The organism is Acidovorax sp. sic0104, from assembly GCF_019219095.1.
Classification (GTDB): Bacteria; Pseudomonadota; Gammaproteobacteria; order Burkholderiales; family Burkholderiaceae_C; genus Acidovorax.
In genome coordinates this window covers 1-17,614 of record NZ_JAHUWH010000013.1, presented here as the reverse complement: position 1 = coordinate 17,614, position 17,614 = coordinate 1, and the positions used below count along the sequence as shown (strand labels likewise).

General features: G+C 65.4%; 15 protein-coding genes and 1 pseudogene. 6 read left to right on the top strand and 10 right to left on the bottom strand.

Going from position 1 to position 17,614, the window contains the following annotated elements:
* Positions 1 to 41 precede the first annotated feature (41 nt).
* Both KW835_RS19245 and KW835_RS19240 read left to right on the top strand, forming a co-directional pair.
* Positions 42 to 887 carry a DUF6502 family protein gene (locus tag KW835_RS19245; protein WP_218385398.1) on the top strand — a complete coding sequence of 282 codons (846 nt, stop codon included), beginning with the start codon at positions 42 to 44 and terminating at the stop codon, positions 885 to 887.
* On the top strand, positions 871 to 1,371 hold the full coding sequence (locus KW835_RS19240) for a hypothetical protein (protein WP_218385396.1): 501 nt from the start codon (positions 871 to 873) through the stop codon (positions 1,369 to 1,371). Before KW835_RS19245 ends, KW835_RS19240 begins: the two co-directional genes overlap by 17 nt.
* A gap of 198 nt (positions 1,372 to 1,569) precedes the next feature.
* On the opposite strand, the gene KW835_RS19235 is transcribed toward KW835_RS19240, so the two are convergent.
* Positions 1,570 to 1,947, bottom strand: coding sequence for an MliC family protein (locus tag KW835_RS19235; RefSeq protein WP_218385395.1), 378 nt, complete (start codon positions 1,945 to 1,947; stop codon positions 1,570 to 1,572).
* A gap of 684 nt (positions 1,948 to 2,631) precedes the next feature.
* Here KW835_RS19235 and KW835_RS19230 point away from each other — a divergent pair.
* A complete protein-coding gene (locus KW835_RS19230) occupies positions 2,632 to 3,810 on the top strand; it encodes an MFS transporter (protein WP_255593689.1) in 1,179 nt (392 codons plus the stop codon).
* On the opposite strand, the gene KW835_RS19225 is transcribed toward KW835_RS19230, so the two are convergent.
* Positions 3,782 to 4,252, bottom strand: a complete 471-nt coding sequence (locus KW835_RS19225; protein WP_218385392.1) for a hypothetical protein — start codon at positions 4,250 to 4,252, stop codon at positions 3,782 to 3,784. The genes KW835_RS19230 and KW835_RS19225 overlap by 29 nt on opposite strands.
* Before the next feature lie 105 nt (positions 4,253 to 4,357).
* Here KW835_RS19225 and KW835_RS19220 point away from each other — a divergent pair, with 105 nt between their 5' ends.
* Positions 4,358 to 5,215, top strand: a complete 858-nt coding sequence (locus tag KW835_RS19220; RefSeq protein ID WP_218385391.1) for an ornithine carbamoyltransferase — start codon at positions 4,358 to 4,360, stop codon at positions 5,213 to 5,215.
* Positions 5,202 to 5,567 (top strand): annotated as a pseudogene (locus KW835_RS19215) (MerR family transcriptional regulator). Before KW835_RS19220 ends, KW835_RS19215 begins: the two are co-directional and overlap by 14 nt.
* 537 nt (positions 5,568 to 6,104) lie before the next feature.
* Here KW835_RS19215 and KW835_RS19210 read toward each other — a convergent pair.
* A complete protein-coding gene (locus tag KW835_RS19210; RefSeq protein WP_218385389.1) occupies positions 6,105 to 6,623 on the bottom strand; it encodes an O-acetyl-ADP-ribose deacetylase in 519 nt (172 codons plus the stop codon).
* A 419-nt stretch (positions 6,624 to 7,042) separates the two neighbouring features.
* Here KW835_RS19210 and KW835_RS19205 point away from each other — a divergent pair, with 419 nt between their 5' ends.
* Positions 7,043 to 7,516: a hypothetical protein gene (locus tag KW835_RS19205; RefSeq protein ID WP_218385387.1), complete on the top strand. Its 474-nt coding sequence runs from the start codon at positions 7,043 to 7,045 to the stop codon at positions 7,514 to 7,516.
* Positions 7,517 to 7,662: 146 nt separating this feature from the next.
* Here the strand turns inward: KW835_RS19205 and KW835_RS19200 are convergent, their stop codons facing one another.
* From KW835_RS19200 to KW835_RS19170, 7 genes are all read right to left on the bottom strand, one after another.
* Positions 7,663 to 8,016 (bottom strand): hypothetical protein, encoded by a 354-nt coding sequence (locus KW835_RS19200; protein ID WP_218385385.1) that lies wholly within the window; start codon positions 8,014 to 8,016, stop codon positions 7,663 to 7,665.
* Positions 8,017 to 8,382: 366 nt separating this feature from the next.
* Positions 8,383 to 10,014, bottom strand: coding sequence for a SpoVR family protein (locus tag KW835_RS19195; protein ID WP_218385383.1), 1,632 nt, complete (start codon positions 10,012 to 10,014; stop codon positions 8,383 to 8,385).
* Positions 10,015 to 10,075: 61 nt separating this feature from the next.
* Entirely contained in the window at positions 10,076 to 11,344 is a 1,269-nt protein-coding gene (locus tag KW835_RS19190) for a YeaH/YhbH family protein (RefSeq protein WP_218385382.1), read from the bottom strand.
* An 86-nt stretch (positions 11,345 to 11,430) separates the two neighbouring features.
* Entirely contained in the window at positions 11,431 to 13,353 is a 1,923-nt protein-coding gene (locus KW835_RS19185) for a PrkA family serine protein kinase (protein ID WP_218385380.1), read from the bottom strand.
* A gap of 256 nt (positions 13,354 to 13,609) precedes the next feature.
* The gene (locus KW835_RS19180; RefSeq protein WP_218385378.1) at positions 13,610 to 14,821 is read right to left on the bottom strand and encodes an FAD-dependent monooxygenase; all 1,212 of its coding nucleotides are present in this window, start codon (positions 14,819 to 14,821) and stop codon (positions 13,610 to 13,612) included.
* Between the two features lie 74 nt (positions 14,822 to 14,895).
* The gene (locus KW835_RS19175; RefSeq protein ID WP_218385377.1) at positions 14,896 to 17,412 is read right to left on the bottom strand and encodes a bifunctional diguanylate cyclase/phosphodiesterase; all 2,517 of its coding nucleotides are present in this window, start codon (positions 17,410 to 17,412) and stop codon (positions 14,896 to 14,898) included.
* The coding region (locus tag KW835_RS19170) for an EAL domain-containing protein (RefSeq protein WP_218385376.1) at positions 17,409 to 17,614 on the bottom strand (206 nt) is incomplete at its 5' end. The genes KW835_RS19170 and KW835_RS19175, both read right to left, overlap by 4 nt.

Below are 17,614 nucleotides of genomic sequence, written 5' to 3'. Positions count from 1 at the left end.
AATGGCCACACGCCACAGACTCTTCGTTTTTGATCGACCGCATGCCCTCCCGCTCTGCCATCGTCCTGGCCTCCGCCCTGCATGTGTTGCGCCCTCTGGCGCGGCTGCTGCTGCGCAATGGCGTGGCCTATCCGGCCTTTGCCACGGCCATGAAGAAGGTGTTTCTGGAGGCGGCCCACGACGAGCTTCTTGCCAGCGGCAAGAAGACCACCGACAGCGCCGTGAGCCTGATGTCCGGCGTGCACCGGCGCGACGTGCGCAACCTGGGGCGCCTGGCGGAGCCCGCCTCCGAGGACGAGCCCGCAGAAACCCCGCTGAACATGGCCAGCCAGGTCGCCGCGCGCTGGCTGAGCCAGGCCGACTGCCTGGACGACGAAGGCCAGCCGCGCGCGCTGCCACGCGGCAGCGGTCCCGGCAGTGACGGCGATGCACCCAGCTTCGATGCGCTGGTGGCCGGCATCAGCAGCGACGTGCGGCCCCGCGCCGTGCTCGATGAGCTCGTGCGCCTGGGCATGGCCGAAGAAAGCGGCGACGGACACATCCGGCTGCTGGCCGCGGGTTTCGTTCCGCGCCAGGGGTTTGCAGAAATGGCCCAGCTCATGCAGGACAACCTGCACGACCATCTCGCCGCCGCCAGCCTCAACCTGCAGGGCGGCCACAACTATCTGGAGCAGGCGGTGTTCGTGGACCAGCTGAGTGAGGAGTCCGCCCGGCGCCTGCATGCCGTGGCCGCCAAGGCGTGGCGCCAGGCCTTCAAGACGGTGATGACCGAGGCCCAGGCCCGCTACGACCACGACCGGCAACACACCCCGCCCGGCGAGCGCAACCGGCGCGCCCGCTTTGGCAGCTACTTCTATGCCGCAGACAACGATGAACGCCCTTCCTGACATCCTCGCCCGCGCAGTCCGCTGGCTGCTCCTGGCCCCTCTGCTGGCCCTGGCCGCGTGCGGCCCCGGCACCGGGGGCACGGGCACCGGGCCGATCAACGGCGTGTTCCACTTCGCAGGTTCGGGCTTTTCGGCCGGCGCGCCTTGCACCAACTGTGGTCAGGCCAACCTTCAACTGGACAACGAACGGGTCGAGATGACCATCTCCTGCCGTCGCTTCATTCACACGGACCCGTGGGAAATCGACGCCGACGGCCTGGCCGTCGTGAACGGCGCTTTCGAAACCACGGAATTCGTCGACGGCGTGGCGCAGGCCCGCTCGGTGCCCGCCGTCATGCATTTGCAGTTCAGCGAGGCGCGGGCCGACAGCCAGGAAGTGGCCGTCACGGTGCGCGATGCCAATGGCAACCATCTGGTGGCGCCACTGACGCTGGAGCAGCGGCCCGCAGCCACGTCGCCCGAGGCGTGTGCACCGGGCGGCTAGGAATCCTCTGCACGAATCGAGTTGCCAAGGGCGCGCTGCAGACCGCCCGAGTCCTCAGATGCACACGGCGCGATGATTCGTGCAGAGGGTCCCTAGGGCCTGGCTGGAGAAGAGGGGAAAGACGCGGACGGGCTGCGCAGGGTGCGGCGCGGCCCGTGGAAAAAGTCTACAAGGCGGGGGAGGAGCGATACGGACGGACTACCGCACGCTGCCTTGCGAGCCGCCTGCCACCATCATCGGGCGGCTGCTGCGGCACCAGATGGGTGCCAGATGGCCGATCTGGATGGTCAGCTCATTGCCTTTGCCCAGCACCGTGGTCGGACCATTGCTGTAGGCGTAACCGGACTCGGCGGCCTGCTTGGGCAGATCGACCGTCCAGCCGCTGCGCAGCAGCACACCCATGCCTTGCTCGGGGTAGAACTGCATCTCGACCTTTTCTCCGTTGCCGCACGCGAACTGCATGCTGCTGCGGTCCACGGGCTCCGAAAAAGCCTGCATCGCGGGAGGCTGGGTTGCGCACCCAGCCAGCATGAGGGTCGCCAGCGCACCCGAACCCAGCAAAACCATCTTCTTCATCGGTCACTCCTGACATCGCGGTGTGCCTTGCGCGCACCCGACAACAACCTTCCAGTTCCAACACCTCGGGGCCTGCGGTTTGGCTGCCCCTGGTTGCACCAAGCACAAACCTTGCCACTGCCACCTGCCTGCGCCGCCCGGGGGGTATCACCGGGTTGCACCCTTCGTCCAGACTTGCTTGCGAGAGACCGAAACCATCGACTTCAGAACTTTCCCGTCACCCGGCGAGGCATGTACACAAGAGTGCCCCAGGGCCAGAGGCCCGTCATTGGGGTGATCCCCAGATCGAGAGCCGCCTCTAAAGTCTGCTCCCGGTCTGTGGCGTCCCCATGACGGCACCGAAAGCCCTGGATTACCGTTTCATTGCCATCACGGGCCGGCCCAATCGGCCTTTGGACTGCTGGATTGCAAGCAGATGTTGCAAAGAAAGCAGCCCCAGGGCGGTGCGCGGGGCACACCACGCTGCAGATCGGGACATACCCTTAGGACCTGCCGGAAGGACATTTCGCGCAGGCAGACCGGTTGTCCACCCCGGCGACAGCGCCTGTGGCGATCTGCAGGTACGCTCGCTGCACATCCGCCGCCATGGAGACCCGCCCCTTGACTGCCGTCGCCCCGCCCTCGCCTGCCGCACCGTCTTCCCCGCCTCCCGGCCTGCTGCTGCCGGCGCGCACCGCATGGGTGATGCTGCTGGCGCTGGTGTCCGGCTTTGCACTGAGCCAGGCGTTTCGCACCATCACCGCCATCATGGCCACCGGGCTGCGTACGGAGTTCGGCCTGTCGGCCCAGGCCCTGGGCGTTTTCGCCGGCGCGTTTGCGTTCGCCTTCGGCACCATGCAGCTCTTCATGGGCGTGGGAATCGACCTGTATGGCGTGCGGCGCACGCTGCTGGTGACTTTTCCGCTGGCGGTCGCGGGTTCGCTGCTGTCTGCGCTCGCGCCCGGCTACGGCACCGTGCTGCTGGGCCAGGTGCTGATCGGCGTGGGCTGTGCCCCGGCCTTTCTGGTGTGCACGGTGTTCATTGCGCGCTACTTCGCGGCCAGCCGGTTTGCGATGGTGTCGGGCGTGGCGATGGGCGTGGGCGGGCTGGGCATGCTCTTCACCGGCACGCCGCTGGCGTGGCTGGTGCAGCAGTCGTCCTGGCGCATGGGGTTTGCCGTGCTGGCGGGGCTGGCTGCGCTGGCCTGGCTGCTGATTTTCTGGAAGGTGCACGAGCCCGCCCACGCAGGCCACGGCACCCAGCCGCGTGAATCGGTCGGGCAGGCGGTGCGGGGGTTCGGCGCGCTGTTCCTTGTGCCGCACACCGCCGGGATCATGCTGCTGGCGCTGATGACGTATGCATCGTTCCTGACCCTGCGCGGTCTGTGGCTCGGGCCCCTGCTGATCGAGCGGCACGACTACTCGCTCGTGGCCAGCGGCAACGTGGCGATGCTGGCGTCGCTGGTGTCCTTGTTCACGCCCGCGCTGTTCGGCCGCATGGACCCGGGTCCGGCGCGCCGACGCCGCTGGCTGCTGGGCTTCACGGTGCTGCTGGCGGCGTTGTTCACCGCCATCGGCCTGCTGCACGCCGAATGGCTGGACGTGGCGGGCTCCATCGCCGTGTGCCTGCTGTCAGGCTACATGGTGCTGCAGTACGCGGACGTGCGCTCGGCCTACCCGGCAGCGATGACGGGTCGGGCCATGGCGGTGTTCACCATGGCGCTGTTCCTGGGCGTGGCGCTGATGCAGTGGGCCACGGGCCTGGCTGCATCGGTGGCCAGCGCACGCGGTGCCGACCCCTATGTCGCCGTGATGCTCACCATCGCGGGCATGCTGGCGGCGGGCGCAGCGGCGTTCAGGCTGCTGCCCGCGCCCCCGCGTTGATCGACGGGCCGGGAGGGCACAGCGCCAGCCCTGCACCCCGCACGCGCCACCACTGCAGCACGCCAAAGAGCAGCTCGAACGCGGTAAAGCCCAGCACGATGGCATTGGCCCCCTGGGCCACCGCGTAGACCTGCCACGCGGCGAACAGCAAGCGCGCCACGCCATCGAGCCGCCCGAGCAGCAGCGTAGGCGCCGCAATGCGCGCGATGGACCACACCACCACCACCGACCCCAGCAGATTGGCCAGCAGCATGTGCGTGGCATCCAGCGGGTGCAGCGTGCCCGACAAGGCCAGTGCCTGGGCCAGCGCGGCCAACTGCGCGTACAGCCAGGCAAAGGTCCAGGGCAGCGCGAACGGCCAGGTGACGAGCAGGTCGTACCAGCCGCTGGCGCGCACGATGCGCAGGTAGTCGGGCTCAGAAAAAGCAGGCAAGGTGGCCATGGCAAGGGGTCTTCGAAGTGGATGAAGCGCCGAGCTTCAGGCCTGAAGTACGCTTCAGGGTCAAGCGCTTTCCACACGTTCACCACTTCTCTTGAGGGCTCCACGATGAACCTGATCCAGCTGACCGACCTGCAACCTGGCGACATCCGCCGCATCTGGTCGCTGGTGAACGACGCGCAGGCACCTGCTCCGGGCGGCACCGTGGCGTGGTCTTTCGAAGGCAACGGCATCCGCACGCGCACGACCTTCATCGAGGCGTTCCGGCAACTGGGGCTGGCATTCACCGAGCTGCCACACCTGCTCAAGACCGGGGAGCGGCCCGAGGACCTGGCGGGCTACCTGGACCCGTTCTACGCGCTGTACGTGGTGCGTGAGTCCGACCACCCCCGGCTGTCGGCCTTCGCGGCCGCATCGCGCCACCCCGTGATCAACGCGATGTCGGCCCAGGGCCACCCGTGCGAGGTCCTCACCGACGCGTATTACGTGGACACGCAAGTCAAGCCGCTGCAGGACGCCCGCGTGTGCCTGTGGGGCCCCAGCACCAATGTGTTCCGCTCGTGGCATGAACTGGCGCAGGTGCTCGGGTTCGAGCTGGTGCAGGTGTGCCATCGTCGCTTCCACGAAGCGCTGCCGCACGTCACCTTCGTGGAACCCTCGGCACTGCCGGGTGACGCGGACGTTGTCATCACCGACAGCTGGCCGGCCAGCGCCGAGGCAGACGCCGCCACGCAATCCGACCTGGCGCCCCTGACCGAGGAGCACCTGGCAGCGATGGGCTCTCCCGCCCTGCTGCCCACACCCCCTTTCACGCTGGGCCGCGAGCTGGCGGTGGACCCGGTGGGATACCCGGGCTTTGTGGGGTATGCACAAAAGGAGCTGTTGCTGCCCGTGCAAAAAGCCATCGTGCGCTGGGTGCTTGCATCGGCCGAGGCCGGCAACGGGGGGCCGCATGCTGATCGGTGAACTCGCCATCGCATCGGGCCTCACCCGCGAGGCGTTGCGCTTCTACGAGCAGCAGGGCCTGATCCGCGCCCGCCGGCTGGGCAACGGCTACCGCGACTACCCGCCCGAGGCGGTGATGCTGGTGCAGTACATCCGCACCGCACAGCAACTGGGTTTCACGCTGGCCGAGATCGGCGACCGCCTGCCCGGCATCTGAGACGCGCCGGACCCCGCACCGGCACTGGCCGAAGTGCTGTCGGCCAAGCTCGGCGAGATCGACGCACGCATCGCCGCACTGCAGGCCCTGCGCCAGACGCTGGCCGAGCGCGTGGCCACCGACTGCCCGCTGCGGGCGGCATCTGCCCGCCAATGACCTGCCCAAAATCCTATAGGGGATTGCACTCGAACCCTTCGGGCAAATGCGCATCCCTGTGATGATGACCGGTCAGTCCAGCAGCATGAACACCCGCGGCAGGTATCGTGAGTGAGCAGCCGCAGGCTGCCAGGAGCAGTCGGTGGCGGCTAGCGAAAGCGGACGCTTGACGTTCGACATGAGCGGCAGTTGGTCGCTTGCCGACAGCTGCCCGCTCAATGGAGGGGTTAGTTGTACCTCGTTGACTAGGCTCTGAACTAGGTACGGATTTGGGCTCAGAGTCAGACCTGCACATCGCTTGCGGCGCAAGAGCTACACCGATAGCAAACATCAACACCGAGGCCCCCATGCGCACAAACAGCCTTGAGTGAAGTGAAGCAAACACCCCAAGTGCAAGCAACACAAGGACGCCAGGCACAAGGAGCTCCTGGCATCCGAGTACCGCGAACAATAGCCCAGCAGAACCAGGCCGCACAAGACGCCAATCGAGATCACCACAGACGCTTTCAAGGGGCGCCTAACTTTTGACATGAGAGGCTAGGCCGCTGTTTCACTGAGGATGCTTTCGTAGTGCAGCAGATCTTCCGGCGAGAAGCAGCAGAAGACAACCTCTTGAATGGACGAGCCTTGCTTGAGGCTCTCACGCACGCTACCAATAGCGACTCTGGCGGCAAGCGCAATGGGATAGCCATAGATACCTGTACTTATGCTTGGGAAGGCTAAGGATGTGAGGCTTCTCTCGGCCGCCAACTCCACTGAGCGGCGGTAGCAACTAGCGAGCAACTCGGCTTCACCGTTGGCTCCACCACGCCAAACTGGACCGACTGTATGGATGATGTACTTCGCTTGTAGGCGGTAGCCCTTGGTGACCTTAGCCTCGCCCGTCTTGCACCCGCCTAGAAGCCGACATTCGTGGATGAGCTCCGGGCCTGCAGCTCGATGAATAGCGCCATCAACTCCGCCACCGCCAAGCAACGAAGAGTTTGCGGCGTTGACGATTGCCTCGATCTGCAGCTTTGTTATGTCAGAGCGAAGCGCACGGAGCGACGTAGACATACCAAGCGGCCTAACGTGGTGTATCCCGCAAAACTTGCAGGATGAACTGGACCTTGCGGGATATTCTGGACACTGATTTCTCCTGAAAATGGCTCGCAGATTGGGCTTGCGGTCAGCGCGCTGTTCGAAAGCACAGGTCAAATTTCCGACAAACCCGGCAGGCAACAACTCAACAAACTATAGCTTGCCAGCAGGCAGGCACCAGGCACTGAGACAGCGCGGTTTGGACGTCAAGCCAGTGGGTACTGAGTCAACGGTAGCTTTGCGGTGGTTTCGTCCACTGGCTGATTAGGGCCCAGAGCCGTCTTTTCGTTAGCTTCCTGGACGGTGAGTTGACTACCCTGGCAGGACGTGATGTTTAACATGTCAGTCCATCAAGCCGTCTACGGCGGCCGCTAACTTTCACGTTTGGGATTCCATTGCCCTCCGTTCACACATTCAACGTCTTTGCCGACTACTTTCAATTCGTCGTTCAAGATGAAGAGTCGAAAGATGACTTCGCTTCCATTTGGACGGAAGAAGCCCTTGCTATTCAGACAGCATTCGGGAAGTCCGCTGTCTGCCCCGGTACGCTCAGGAACGTCGAGGTACCCGTTGAGATCGTCGTTGAAAATAGCGATCCGCACATTTCCTTAGGTGATGTTGACCATGCCGTTGAAGGCAGTATTGAAGTGCAATCTGGTCGACTCGTCGTCATGGGCTGCACAGAGTACTTTCCAGACGCTCCGCGACTGCATGTCCATCCAGGCACATACCGGGCTCTGGCGGTTATGACAGGCATTGGGAGTATCCAAAACGAGTGGGACCCAGCGAATGACAAGTACATCGTGTACCTTTGGCCAAGATCAGCGAGACGGCCCAAACTTCTCAAGCACTGGAAAGCTGACACTTAACCCGCTTGCATGAGTGGACCTCACCAGCTGACCGCACACTGCTTTGCAATAGATAGTGGCTCCTCACGGCCCGTCTGTTTCGCCCTCGCAGTGCTAGCGTTGAGCGTCCGCTTTCATTGAAGGTAACCGACAGCTCCTGGCCATTTTCAGCCCTCGTGCTGAGTGTTCGCTTGCTTTCGAATTGAGAACGTGACCGTGAAGTTGGGGTCGACCACCACTTCTCCGGTGCTCCGAAGGCGGTACTCACCGGGTGGCGCTTCTCGAAACGAGCGCGTATCAGGAGGTAGGTTGTATTGCTCGCCGTCCCGTAGGCCTTGCAGCGATAGCAGGATTCCGCTGTGCTCATCTGCATGGACGACGCGACCGAACAGTTGTTGCTGCTCGAAAGGCTCCTCTGCCCCCGCTTCAAAATAGGCCAGTCCGACGAGAACAATTTTCCCTGGGAGCTGCATCGCAAGGGCGATATCCCATGGATGCGCGTCATTGAAGTGGTTGCTCATGCCTGGGAGCCTGCCTTTAATTTGAAAGTCTGCTGCTGGCCGAATTCTGCCGTACAAGTGCCCCAGGACAGCGGGTTGCCGAGATGTCATCGGTGTCGGCGGAGTGGTCAGATCGAAATGGCTCAGCGTTCAGGTGCGTCCCGAATAGCAGAGCTATTGACTGCGCACCGCGCCTTGCATTCCATCCCGGCAGGGTACTTGTGCGACTCCGAAAAAGATCGTGAACAATTTCCAAGCCTCCAAAGCTTACCCATCAAGCGCCAGAAGCTATCAATACAGGAGCAATCCGAACGCTGGCGCGACACCCTTGCATTTCGCCCGGCGCATTTCGCTGCAGTGCACTGCGCTCGCCCAGCCCGACCTTGCCTATCCCACAGGCCCCGGCACCGTGTGCAGCAGCACCGGGTGGTTGCCGTAGGCATCCACGCTCTCGATCTGCACCCCGAAGCCCCACAGGCGTGCCACGTGGCGCAGCACCTCCTGGGTGTCGTCGCCCAGTGGCCGGCCCTGGTACTGGGTATGGCGCAGGGTCAGGCTGCGGTCGCCGCGCAGGTTCACGTTCCACACCTGGATGTTGGGCTCGCGCGTGCCCAGGTCATACTGCTGCGACAGGATCTGGCGCAGGTGGCGGTAGCCGTTCTCGTCGTGGATTTCGCTGACCAGGAGGTCATTGAGGGCGGGGTCGTCGTGCAGGGCAAACAGGCGCATCTCGCGCATCAGGTGCGGGCTCAGGTACTGGCCGATGAAGCTTTCATCCTTGAAGTTGCGCATGGCATGGTCCAGCGTGGGCAGCCACGGTGCGCCCGCGATATCGGGGAACCAGTGGCGGTCTTCGTCCGTGGGGTTCTGGCAGATGCGCTGTATGTCGCGGTACATGGCAAAACCCAGCGCATAGGGGTTGATGCCGCTGTAGGCGCGGTGACCCACGGGCGGCTGAAAGACCACATTGGTGTGCGAGCCCAGCCATTCCATCATCACCCCGTCGCTCAGGTAGCCGTCGTCGTACAGGGTGTTGAGCAGCGTGTAGTGCCAGAAGGTGGCCCAGCCTTCGTTCATGACCTGGCTCTGGCGCTGGGGGTAGAAGTACTGCGCGATCTTGCGAACGATGCGCACGACCTCTCGCTGCCAAGGCTCCAGCAGCGGCGCGTTCTTCTCGATGAAGTACAGGATGTTCTCCTGAGGCTCCTGCGGAACACGGCTGTGGTCCTGCGTGGCACCGTCCTTGCCGGGGCGCGTGGGCAGGGTGCGCCACAGTTCGTTGACCTGCTGCTGGGCGTAGGCCTCGCGCTGCTCGCGCTCCAGCCGCTCGCGCGCCAGGCTTTTCTTGGAAGGCCGCCGGTATCGATCCACCCCGAAGTTGGCCAGCGCATGGCACGAGTCAAGCAGCCGCTCCACCTCGTCGAAACCGTAGCGTTCCTCGCACTGGGCCACGTAGTCTTTGGCATAGACAAGGTAGTCGATGATGGAGGACGCATCCGTCCACATGCGAAACAGGTAGTTGCCCTTGAAGAAGCTGTTGTGCCCGTACGCCGCGTGGGCGATCACCAGTGCCTGCATGGCAGTGGTGTTCTCCTCCATCAGGTAGCTGATGCAGGGGTTGGAGTTGATGACGATCTCGTAGGCCAGCCCCATGTGCCCGCGCCGGTAGCGCCGCTCTGTGGCGAGGAACTCCTTGCCATAGCTCCAGTGGCGGTAGTTCACCGGCATGCCCACGCTGGAGTAGGCATCCATCATCTGCTCGGCCGTGATGACCTCGAGCTGGTTGGGGTAGGTGTCCAGGCCGAAGCGCTCGGCCGTGGCGGCAATGGCCGCGTGGTAGCGCTCGATCAGCTCGAAGGTCCAGTCGCTCGGGTCAGGCAGCGGCTGCGCGGGGCGGGCTCCGGCGGGCCTCGGCTGCTCGGGCACGGTGGGGTGGCGCCGCTCGCCGACGACCGCCGTCTTCCAGGGGTTGTCGCGCATGCGGCGCTCCAGGACCGGGTACTGGGCCATGTTGGTCATGGGGTCACCTCCGTGCTCGGCACTGCGGTGCGAGCGGGGCTTGAGAGGCTGGGCGCGGCACTCATACCTGCACCCCCTCCTTCTTGAAAAGGTCGCGGAACACGGGGTAGATGTCCCCCGGCTCGGAGACCTTGCGCATCGCGAAGTGGGCGAACAGCGGCAGCAGCTGGCTGTACTCAGTCCACAGGTTCTGCTCCTCCTGCGCCACCTGCACATAGGCGAAATGGCGCACCAGCGGCAGGATGCGGTCCACCAGCAGGTTGCGGCAGTTGCCGCTGTCATTGTTGAAGTTGTCGCCGTCACTGGCCTGGGCCACATAGATGTTCCAGTCGCCCGAGGGGTAGCGCGCGCGCATGATCTGGTCGAGCAGCACCAGCGCGCTGCTGACCACCGTGCCGCCGCTCTCGGTGGAATGAAAGAACTGCTCTTCGTTCACCTCTGCCGCCTGGGTGTGGTGGCGGATGAAGACGATGTCGATGGTCTCGTAGTGCCGCGTGAGGAACAGGTACAGCAGGATGAAGAAACGCTTGGCCAGGTCCTTGCGCGCCTGGTCCATGGAGCCCGAGACATCCATCAGACAGAACATCACCGCCTGGCTGCTGGGCACGGGCACCTGCACGCGCGAGCGAAATCGCAAGTCGATGGGGTCGAGATACGGTATTCGGCGCGTGCGCTCCCTGAGCAGGTCGATGCGGCCCTGCAGCTCGGCCACCGCTTCGCTGGTGCCGTCGTCCTGCGCGAGCAGCGCCTCAAGCTGCGCCTGCAATGCCTGCAGCTCACGGTGCGCCGACTGCCCGAGGGCGATGCGCCGCCCGAGCGCCCCGCGCATGGTGCGCAGCACCGCCAGGTTGTTGGGTATGCCGTTCTGGCTGTAGCCGGCGCGGCGTGACTTGTACTTCGGGTTCTCGCCGATGTGGGTGCGCAGCAGGTTGGGCAGGGCCAGGTCCTCGAAGAAGAGCTGCATGAACTCCTCCTTGGTCAGCGTGAAGGTGAAGTCGTCCTCCCCCTCCCCGCTGTCGCTGGCCTGCGACCCGCCGCCACCGCCACCGCCGCGCGGCCGCTCTATTCGGTCGCCGCGCACATGCTCTGCGTTGCCCGGGTGCACCCGGTCATGGATGCCGCCCCTGCCGTGGTGGAACACCGGCTCGCCGATGTCCTTCTTCGGGATGGTGATGCTCTCGGCCTGCTCGATGTCGCGGATGCCGCGCTGCGACACGGCGCGGCGCACGCTTTCGGCGATCTGCTCCTTGAAGCGGCGCACGAAGCGCTCGCGGTTGCCTACCGATTTGTTCTTGCCGGCGAGCCTGCGGTCGATGATTTGCAGTGCCATCCCTTGCTCCCATCATGGGCCAGCGCCCCGGCGGGGATGCACTGGCAAAACCTCAAGCGCTGCTGCGTGGGCCGCTGCGCGGCTAACTAGCTGCTCTTTCTGACGCGCAGGTACCACTCGCACAGCAGCCGGACCTGCTTGGGCGTATAGCCCTTGTCCACCATGCGGGTGACGAAGTCCTCGTGCTTGCGCGCCTCCTCGGCACTGGCCTTGGCGTTGAAGCTGATGACGGGCAGCAGTTCCTCGGTGTTGGAGAACATCTTCTTCTCGATCACCAGGCGCAGCTTCTCGTAGCTGGTCCAGCTCGGGTTGTGGCCCTGGTTGTTGGCGCGCGCGCGCAGCACGAAGTTGACGATCTCGTTGCGGAAGTCCTTGGGGTTGGCGATGCCCGCCGGTTTTTCGATCTTCTCGAGCTCGGCATTCAGCGCGCCGCGATCGAACACCTCGCCGGTGTCGGTGTCGCGGTACTCGTTGTCCTGGATCCAGTAGTCGGCGTAGGTGACGTAGCGGTCGAAGATGTTCTGCCCGTACTCGCTGTAGCTCTCCAGGTATGCCGTCTGGATCTCCTTGCCGATGAATTCTGCATAGCGCGGCGAGAGGAATTCCTTGATGTAGCTGGTGTACTTGGTCTCCAGCTCCGCCGGGAACTGCTCGCGCGAGATCTGCTGCTCCAGCACATACATCAGGTGCACCGGGTTGGCCGCCACCTCGGCGCTGTCGAAGTTGAAGACCCGCGAAAGGATCTTGAACGCGAAGCGCGTGGAAATGCCGGTCATGCCCTCGTCCACGCCCGCGTAGTCGCGGTACTCCTGGTAGCTCTTGGCGCGCGGGTCGGTGTCTTTCAGGCTCTCGCCGTCATACACCTGCATCTTGCTGAAGATGCTCGAATTCTCGGGCTCCTTCAGGCGCGTCAAGATGCCGAACTGCGCCATCATCTTGAGCGTGCCGGGGGCGCACACCGCATTGCCCAGCGACGACTCGCGGATCAGCTTGTCGTAGATGCGGATCTCCTCGCTCACGCGCAGGCAGTAGGGCACCTTGACGATGTAGATGCGGTCGAGGAACGCCTCGTTGTTCTTGTTGTTGCGAAACGCCTTCCACTCGCTCTCGTTGCTGTGGGCCAGCACCACGCCGTCGAACGGGATGGCGCCGAAGCCCTCGGTGCCCTTGTAGTTGCCCTCCTGCGTGGCCGTGAGCAACGGATGCAGCACCTTGATGGGCGCCTTGAACATCTCCACGAATTCGAGCAAACCCTGATTGGCCAGGCAAAGGCCGCCGCTGTAGCTGTAGGCATCGGTGTCGTCCTGAGCAAAGGTTTCCAGCTTGCGGATGTCGACCTTGCCCACCAGGCTTGAAATGTCCTGGTTGTTCTCATCGCCCGGCTCCGTCTTGGCAATGCCGACTTGCTTCAAGACGCTGGGGTAGCGCTTGACGACCTTGAACTGCCGGATGTCGCCGCCGAACTCGTCGAGCCGCTTGACGGCCCAGGGCGAGAGCACGCGCTGCAGATAACGCCGGGGGATGCCGAACTGCTCCTCCAGCACCGGGCCGTCCTCCAGCGCATCGAACAGGCCCAGCGGCGACTCGTTCACCGGCGAACCCTTGAGCGCGTAGAACGGGACCTTCTGCATCAGCAGCTTGAGCCGCTCGGCAATGGAACTCTTGCCACCGCCCACGGGGCCGAGCAGGTAGAGGATCTGCTTGCGCTCTTCCAGCCCCTGCGCGGCGTGACGGAAAAAGCTCACCACCTGCTCGATGGAGTCTTCCATGCCGTAGAACTCGGCGAACGCGGGGTAGCGTTTGATGACCTTGTTGGCGAAGAGGCGCGACAGGCGCGGATCATTGCGCGTGTCGACCATCTCGGGCTCGCCGATGGCGGCCAGCATGCGCTGGGCGGCCGTGGCGTAGGCCATGGGATCGCGCTTGCACTCGGCAAGGTACTCGTCGATCGACATCTCTTCTTCGCGGCCACGGGCGTAGCGCGCGGCGAAATTGCTGATGGCATCCATACGACCTCCTGTGGTGGTCTCCTGGCGGGCTCAGGAGATGCCACGGTGTTGCAGTGAGACTCGCTACCGGCTCATCTCTTTGTAGCACCACGGTCCGCCCTTGAACAGGGTATTTGTGTGCGCAAGACGTGCTTTTTACAACCATGCCCGCAATGGGATAGAGCGTGGCACACTGCATAAGTTCAGCATGATTTCAAGCAGGATTCACCGGGCCATTGCCGGTCATCCAGCGCCTGCCGTTGGCCGTTGAGTGGTGCTACAGCGAACTCGCGCTGGAGCCGTCGCCCCGGTAAAGCCAGGGCACATCCAGCACCCGCTCGCCCAGCAGGCGCAGCGACCAGTCCCGCCCCCAGCGCACAGGCCCCACCGCATGGAAGATGCGCCCGTTGCGCGTCGAGCGCGCCTGCACCCGCGCATTGCGCTGCCAGCGGTTCAGTGCGTAGCGGCGCAGGCGCAGCGGCACATCCAGGTCGTGCATGGCCAGTGCGCGCTGCAGCTCGGCCGCATCCTCGATGGCCATGCCGGCCCCCTGGGCGAGATATGGGCGCATGGGGTGGGCTGCGTCGCCCAGCAGGCCCACCAGCCCGCGCGCCATCTCGTCGGCATTGCGCACCGGTGGGCGGTCGCACAGCGGCCACAGGCGCCATCCGGCAGGACTGCGGTCGCTCACGCTGCGCAGCAAGTCCTGCAGCGCGCCGCACGTGCCTTGCAAAGCGTGGTCCAGGCCTGCGGCGTTGGCCGCGTGGTCCCAGTTCTCGAGATCCTGCGGCGCGGCCCCCTGCACGATGACGACGATGTTCTGCAGCTCGCCACGGCGCACGGGGTATTGCACGGCATGCAGGCGCGGCCCCAGCCAGGCCGTGACCTGGCCCGTGCGCAGCGCCTGGGGCAGCGCATGCTGCGGCACCAGGGCGCGGTACGCCAGGTGCCCGGTGACGCGGGGCGCAACAGGGCCGAGCAGTTGCATGCGCGTGCGGCTCCACAGGCCGTCGGCGCCGATGAGCGCATCGCCCTCCACCTCCTTGCCCAGGCTGGTGCGCACGGTGACGGCGCTGCCGTCGTCGGCAAAGCTGTCGATGGCCTGCGCCAGGTGCAATTGCGTGTCGGTGTACTTGTTCACTGCCACGAGCAGCAGGTCGTGCAGGTCGGCGCGGTGGATGGTGGCGTAGGCAGCGCCGTAGCGCTGCACTGCCGCCGGACCCAGCGGCAGCACGGCCAACTCGCTTCCGCTGACGGCGCTGCGCACCTGCAGGCGGCTCGGGAAAGCCGCCACGGCCTGCAGCGGCTGCTGCAGGCCCCAGGCCTGCAAGCGGCGCACCACGTTGGGCCCTATCTGCACGCCCGCGCCCACCTCGCTGAATGCGGCGGCGCGCTCGTAAAGCCGCACATCCCAGCCCGCGCGCGACGCGCCCAGGGCTGCTGCCAGGCCGCCAATGCCGCCTCCGGCGACCAATACCTGCTTCTTCATGCGGCGATTGTGCCGTGCGGGCGCTTACTCGGGCTTGTCATTGCGCAAGCGTGCTGCAAACCCCTGTCACGCCGTCACAGCGCGGGGCGCAGCGCACGCTCGAGCACCTCGGCCGGCATGGGGCGGCCGAAGAGGTAGCCCTGGAAAGCCTGGCATCCGTGGCGCTGCAAGAATTCAAGCTGGCCCGTGGTCTCCACGCCTTCGGCCACCACGGCCAGGTCCATGCTGTGCGCCAGGGCGAGGATGGTGCGCACGATGGCCGCGTCGTTGGGATCGGTCTGCAGGTCACGCACGAAACCCTGGTCGATCTTGAGCTGGTCCAGAGGCAGCCGCTTCAGCGAGGACAGCGACGAGTACCCTGTGCCGAAGTCGTCCAGCGAGAAGCCTACGCCGTAGCGGCGCAGGTATTCCATGCGCGAGATCACGTCCTCCACGTCTGTCAGCAGCAGGCTCTCGGTGAGCTCGAGCTTCAGGCGTTCGGGGTTCGCGCCGCTCTTGTGCAGGATGCCCAGCATCTGCTCCACGAAGTCGGGCTGGCGGAACTGCCGCACACTGACATTCACCGACAGGAAGAACTGGCGCGTGAGCGAGCTGCGCGACCAGGCCACCAACTGCGCGCAGGCGGCTTCGAGCACCCAGTGCCCGATGGGGAGGATGAGCCCCGTCTGCTCGGCCAGCGGGATGAATTCGGCCGGCGACACCAATCCGCGGCGTGGGTGCCTCCAGCGCACCAGCGCTTCTGCACCCAGCAATCGGCCCTTGCCGTCCACCACGGGCTGGTAGTACAGGACGAATTCCTTCTCCTGCAGACCGCGGCGCAGGTCGGCCTCCAAGGCGGAGCGGGTGCTTACGGCGGCCTGCATGTCCGGATCGAAGAAGCGCTGGGTGTTGCGCCCGGCAGCCTTGGCCTGGTACATGGCCAGGTCTGCATGCTTGAGCAACTCGTCCACGCTGCCCGTCTGCTGGCCGAACAGCGCGATGCCGATGCTGGGCGTGCTGTGGTGGCTGGTCTCGCCCAGCACGTAGGGCGCGCCCAGCGTGGTGGCGATGTGGCTGGCCACGAGGGCGGCTTCGGCGCTGGCGTGGGCGCCGTCAGCGCTCAGCCCCTCCACCAGCACCACGAATTCGTCGCCGCCAAACCGCGCAACGGTATCGGCCTCCCGCACGCAGGTGCTCAAGCGCTGCGCGACTTGCAGCAGCAGTTGGTCGCCGGTGTCGTGGCCCAGGGTGTCGTTCAGATCCTTGAAGTTGTCGAGGTCGATGAACAGCAGCGCGCCCTGCGCGCCCGAGCGAGCGACGGCCGCCATGGCGCGTTGCAGCCGGTCCACCAGCATGCGGCGGTTGGGCAGGCCGGTGAGAACGTCGTAGAACGCCAGACGCTCGATCTGGCTTTCGACCTCCTTGCGCTCGGTGATGTCGCGGCCCACGCCGCGGTAGCCGCGCAGCGTGCCCTGCGCATCCACCACAGGCACGCCGCTGACCGAGATCCAGTGCATGCTGCCGTCAGGCCGCTGGCGCTGCAGCTCCAGGTCGCGAAACGGCTGGCGCGCCCGCAGCACGGCGCGGTGGGCGGCCCAGTCGGTCTCGGACATGTTGAGGGCACCGAGTTCCCAGCGGGTGTGGCCCAGCACGTCCGACAGCGGCAGGCCATTGACGCTCAAGTCCCCGGCCAGCTGCACGAATCGGCCTTCGGCATCGTGCTCCCAGTACCAGTCGGAGGACAGGTCGGAGAGCGAGCGAAAGCGCATCTCGCTCTCGCGCAGTTCGTTTTCCACCCGCACGTAGTCACTCACGTCGGTGAAGGTGCGCACCAGGCTGCCATCCGGCAAGGTGGTGGTGCGCACCTCCAGTGTGTGCCCTTCGCGCGTTGTGCGCCAGTACAGCGCGGGTGCGGGGGCCACGGCGCCCCCAGCCACGTAGTCGTGGCCGCGCCGGTCCACCAGGCTGTAGCCTTGGCCGAAATCTCCGCGTTCGGCCTGCACGCGGGTCAGGTCAGCCATCGTGGGGCGCGCGGCCATCAGGGACTCGGGCAGGTTCAGGAGCTCCAGCACGCGCTGGTTGTAGACCGTGATGCGCCCGTCCTGACCGGTCTTGAAGATGCCCTGGCTCATGCTGGCCAACGTGGCCTGCAGCGCCGTCCGCTGCTCCTGCAGCAAGGCGAGCGCATCCTGCCAGATGCGTACATCCACCATGCGCACGGGCTGCTGGCCCTGCACGCTGGCGCTTTTCATGAGCGCGGCCAGGCGGTGGAGCAACTCGCCCAGGTGGGCCGTGCCGTCGGCGTCGCGCAGTACGTAGTCGCCCAGGCCGCAGCGGAAGGCGCGCGCGGCAAGGGCCTCCTGCTGGGCGTCGATGCACATCAGCACGGGCCGACCCGCGCACAGCTCCAGCACGTCGGGCAGTTCTTGCACCGAGGGCTTCAGGCACAACACCACCGCATCCCATGCCTGGGAGGCCAGGGGTGCCACGGCCGTCTCGGGGGCCGGGCTGTTCACCAGGCGCCAGTCGGGGTGATTGACGGCGATGAGCCGCCGCGCAAGCGCCGCATGCTGCGTGTCGCTGTCCACCCAAAGGACACCGGGCCCGCTCATGCGCCGGACCCCATGGGTGCGGCGCCGGGAGCCGCCGACAGGTTGTGCTCGCGCGCGAACACGTCCACCGGCACGGGCCGCCCAAACAGATATCCCTGGAACCCCTCGCAGCCATGCAGCCGCAAAAAGCTCAGCTGCCCCGTCGTCTCCACCCCCTCGGCCACCACGTCCAGGTCCAGGCTCCGCGCCAGCGCCAATATCG

What these genes read in the sequence shown, in the direction of transcription:
- KW835_RS19225 (WP_218385392.1), bottom strand. Translation starts at nt 4,252, where the DNA reads ATGGCCACCTTGCCTGCTTTTTCTGAGCCCGACTACCTGCGCATCGTG.
- KW835_RS19185 (WP_218385380.1), bottom strand. Translation starts at nt 13,353, where the DNA reads ATGGATGCCATCAGCAATTTCGCCGCGCGCTACGCCCGTGGCCGCGAA.
- KW835_RS19200 (WP_218385385.1), bottom strand. Translation starts at nt 8,016, where the DNA reads ATGAGCAACCACTTCAATGACGCGCATCCATGGGATATCGCCCTTGCG.
- KW835_RS19235 (WP_218385395.1), bottom strand. Translation starts at nt 1,947, where the DNA reads ATGAAGAAGATGGTTTTGCTGGGTTCGGGTGCGCTGGCGACCCTCATG.
- KW835_RS19230 (WP_255593689.1), top strand. Translation starts at nt 2,632, where the DNA reads ATGCTGCTGGCGCTGGTGTCCGGCTTTGCACTGAGCCAGGCGTTTCGC.
- KW835_RS19240 (WP_218385396.1), top strand. Translation starts at nt 871, where the DNA reads ATGAACGCCCTTCCTGACATCCTCGCCCGCGCAGTCCGCTGGCTGCTC.
- KW835_RS19190 (WP_218385382.1), bottom strand. Translation starts at nt 11,344, where the DNA reads ATGGCACTGCAAATCATCGACCGCAGGCTCGCCGGCAAGAACAAATCG.
- KW835_RS19180 (WP_218385378.1), bottom strand. Translation starts at nt 14,821, where the DNA reads ATGAAGAAGCAGGTATTGGTCGCCGGAGGCGGCATTGGCGGCCTGGCA.
- KW835_RS19210 (WP_218385389.1), bottom strand. Translation starts at nt 6,623, where the DNA reads ATGTCTACGTCGCTCCGTGCGCTTCGCTCTGACATAACAAAGCTGCAG.
- KW835_RS19195 (WP_218385383.1), bottom strand. Translation starts at nt 10,014, where the DNA reads ATGACCAACATGGCCCAGTACCCGGTCCTGGAGCGCCGCATGCGCGAC.
- KW835_RS19245 (WP_218385398.1), top strand. Translation starts at nt 42, where the DNA reads ATGCCCTCCCGCTCTGCCATCGTCCTGGCCTCCGCCCTGCATGTGTTG.
- KW835_RS19175 (WP_218385377.1), bottom strand. Translation starts at nt 17,412, where the DNA reads ATGAGCGGGCCCGGTGTCCTTTGGGTGGACAGCGACACGCAGCATGCG.
- KW835_RS19220 (WP_218385391.1), top strand. Translation starts at nt 4,358, where the DNA reads ATGAACCTGATCCAGCTGACCGACCTGCAACCTGGCGACATCCGCCGC.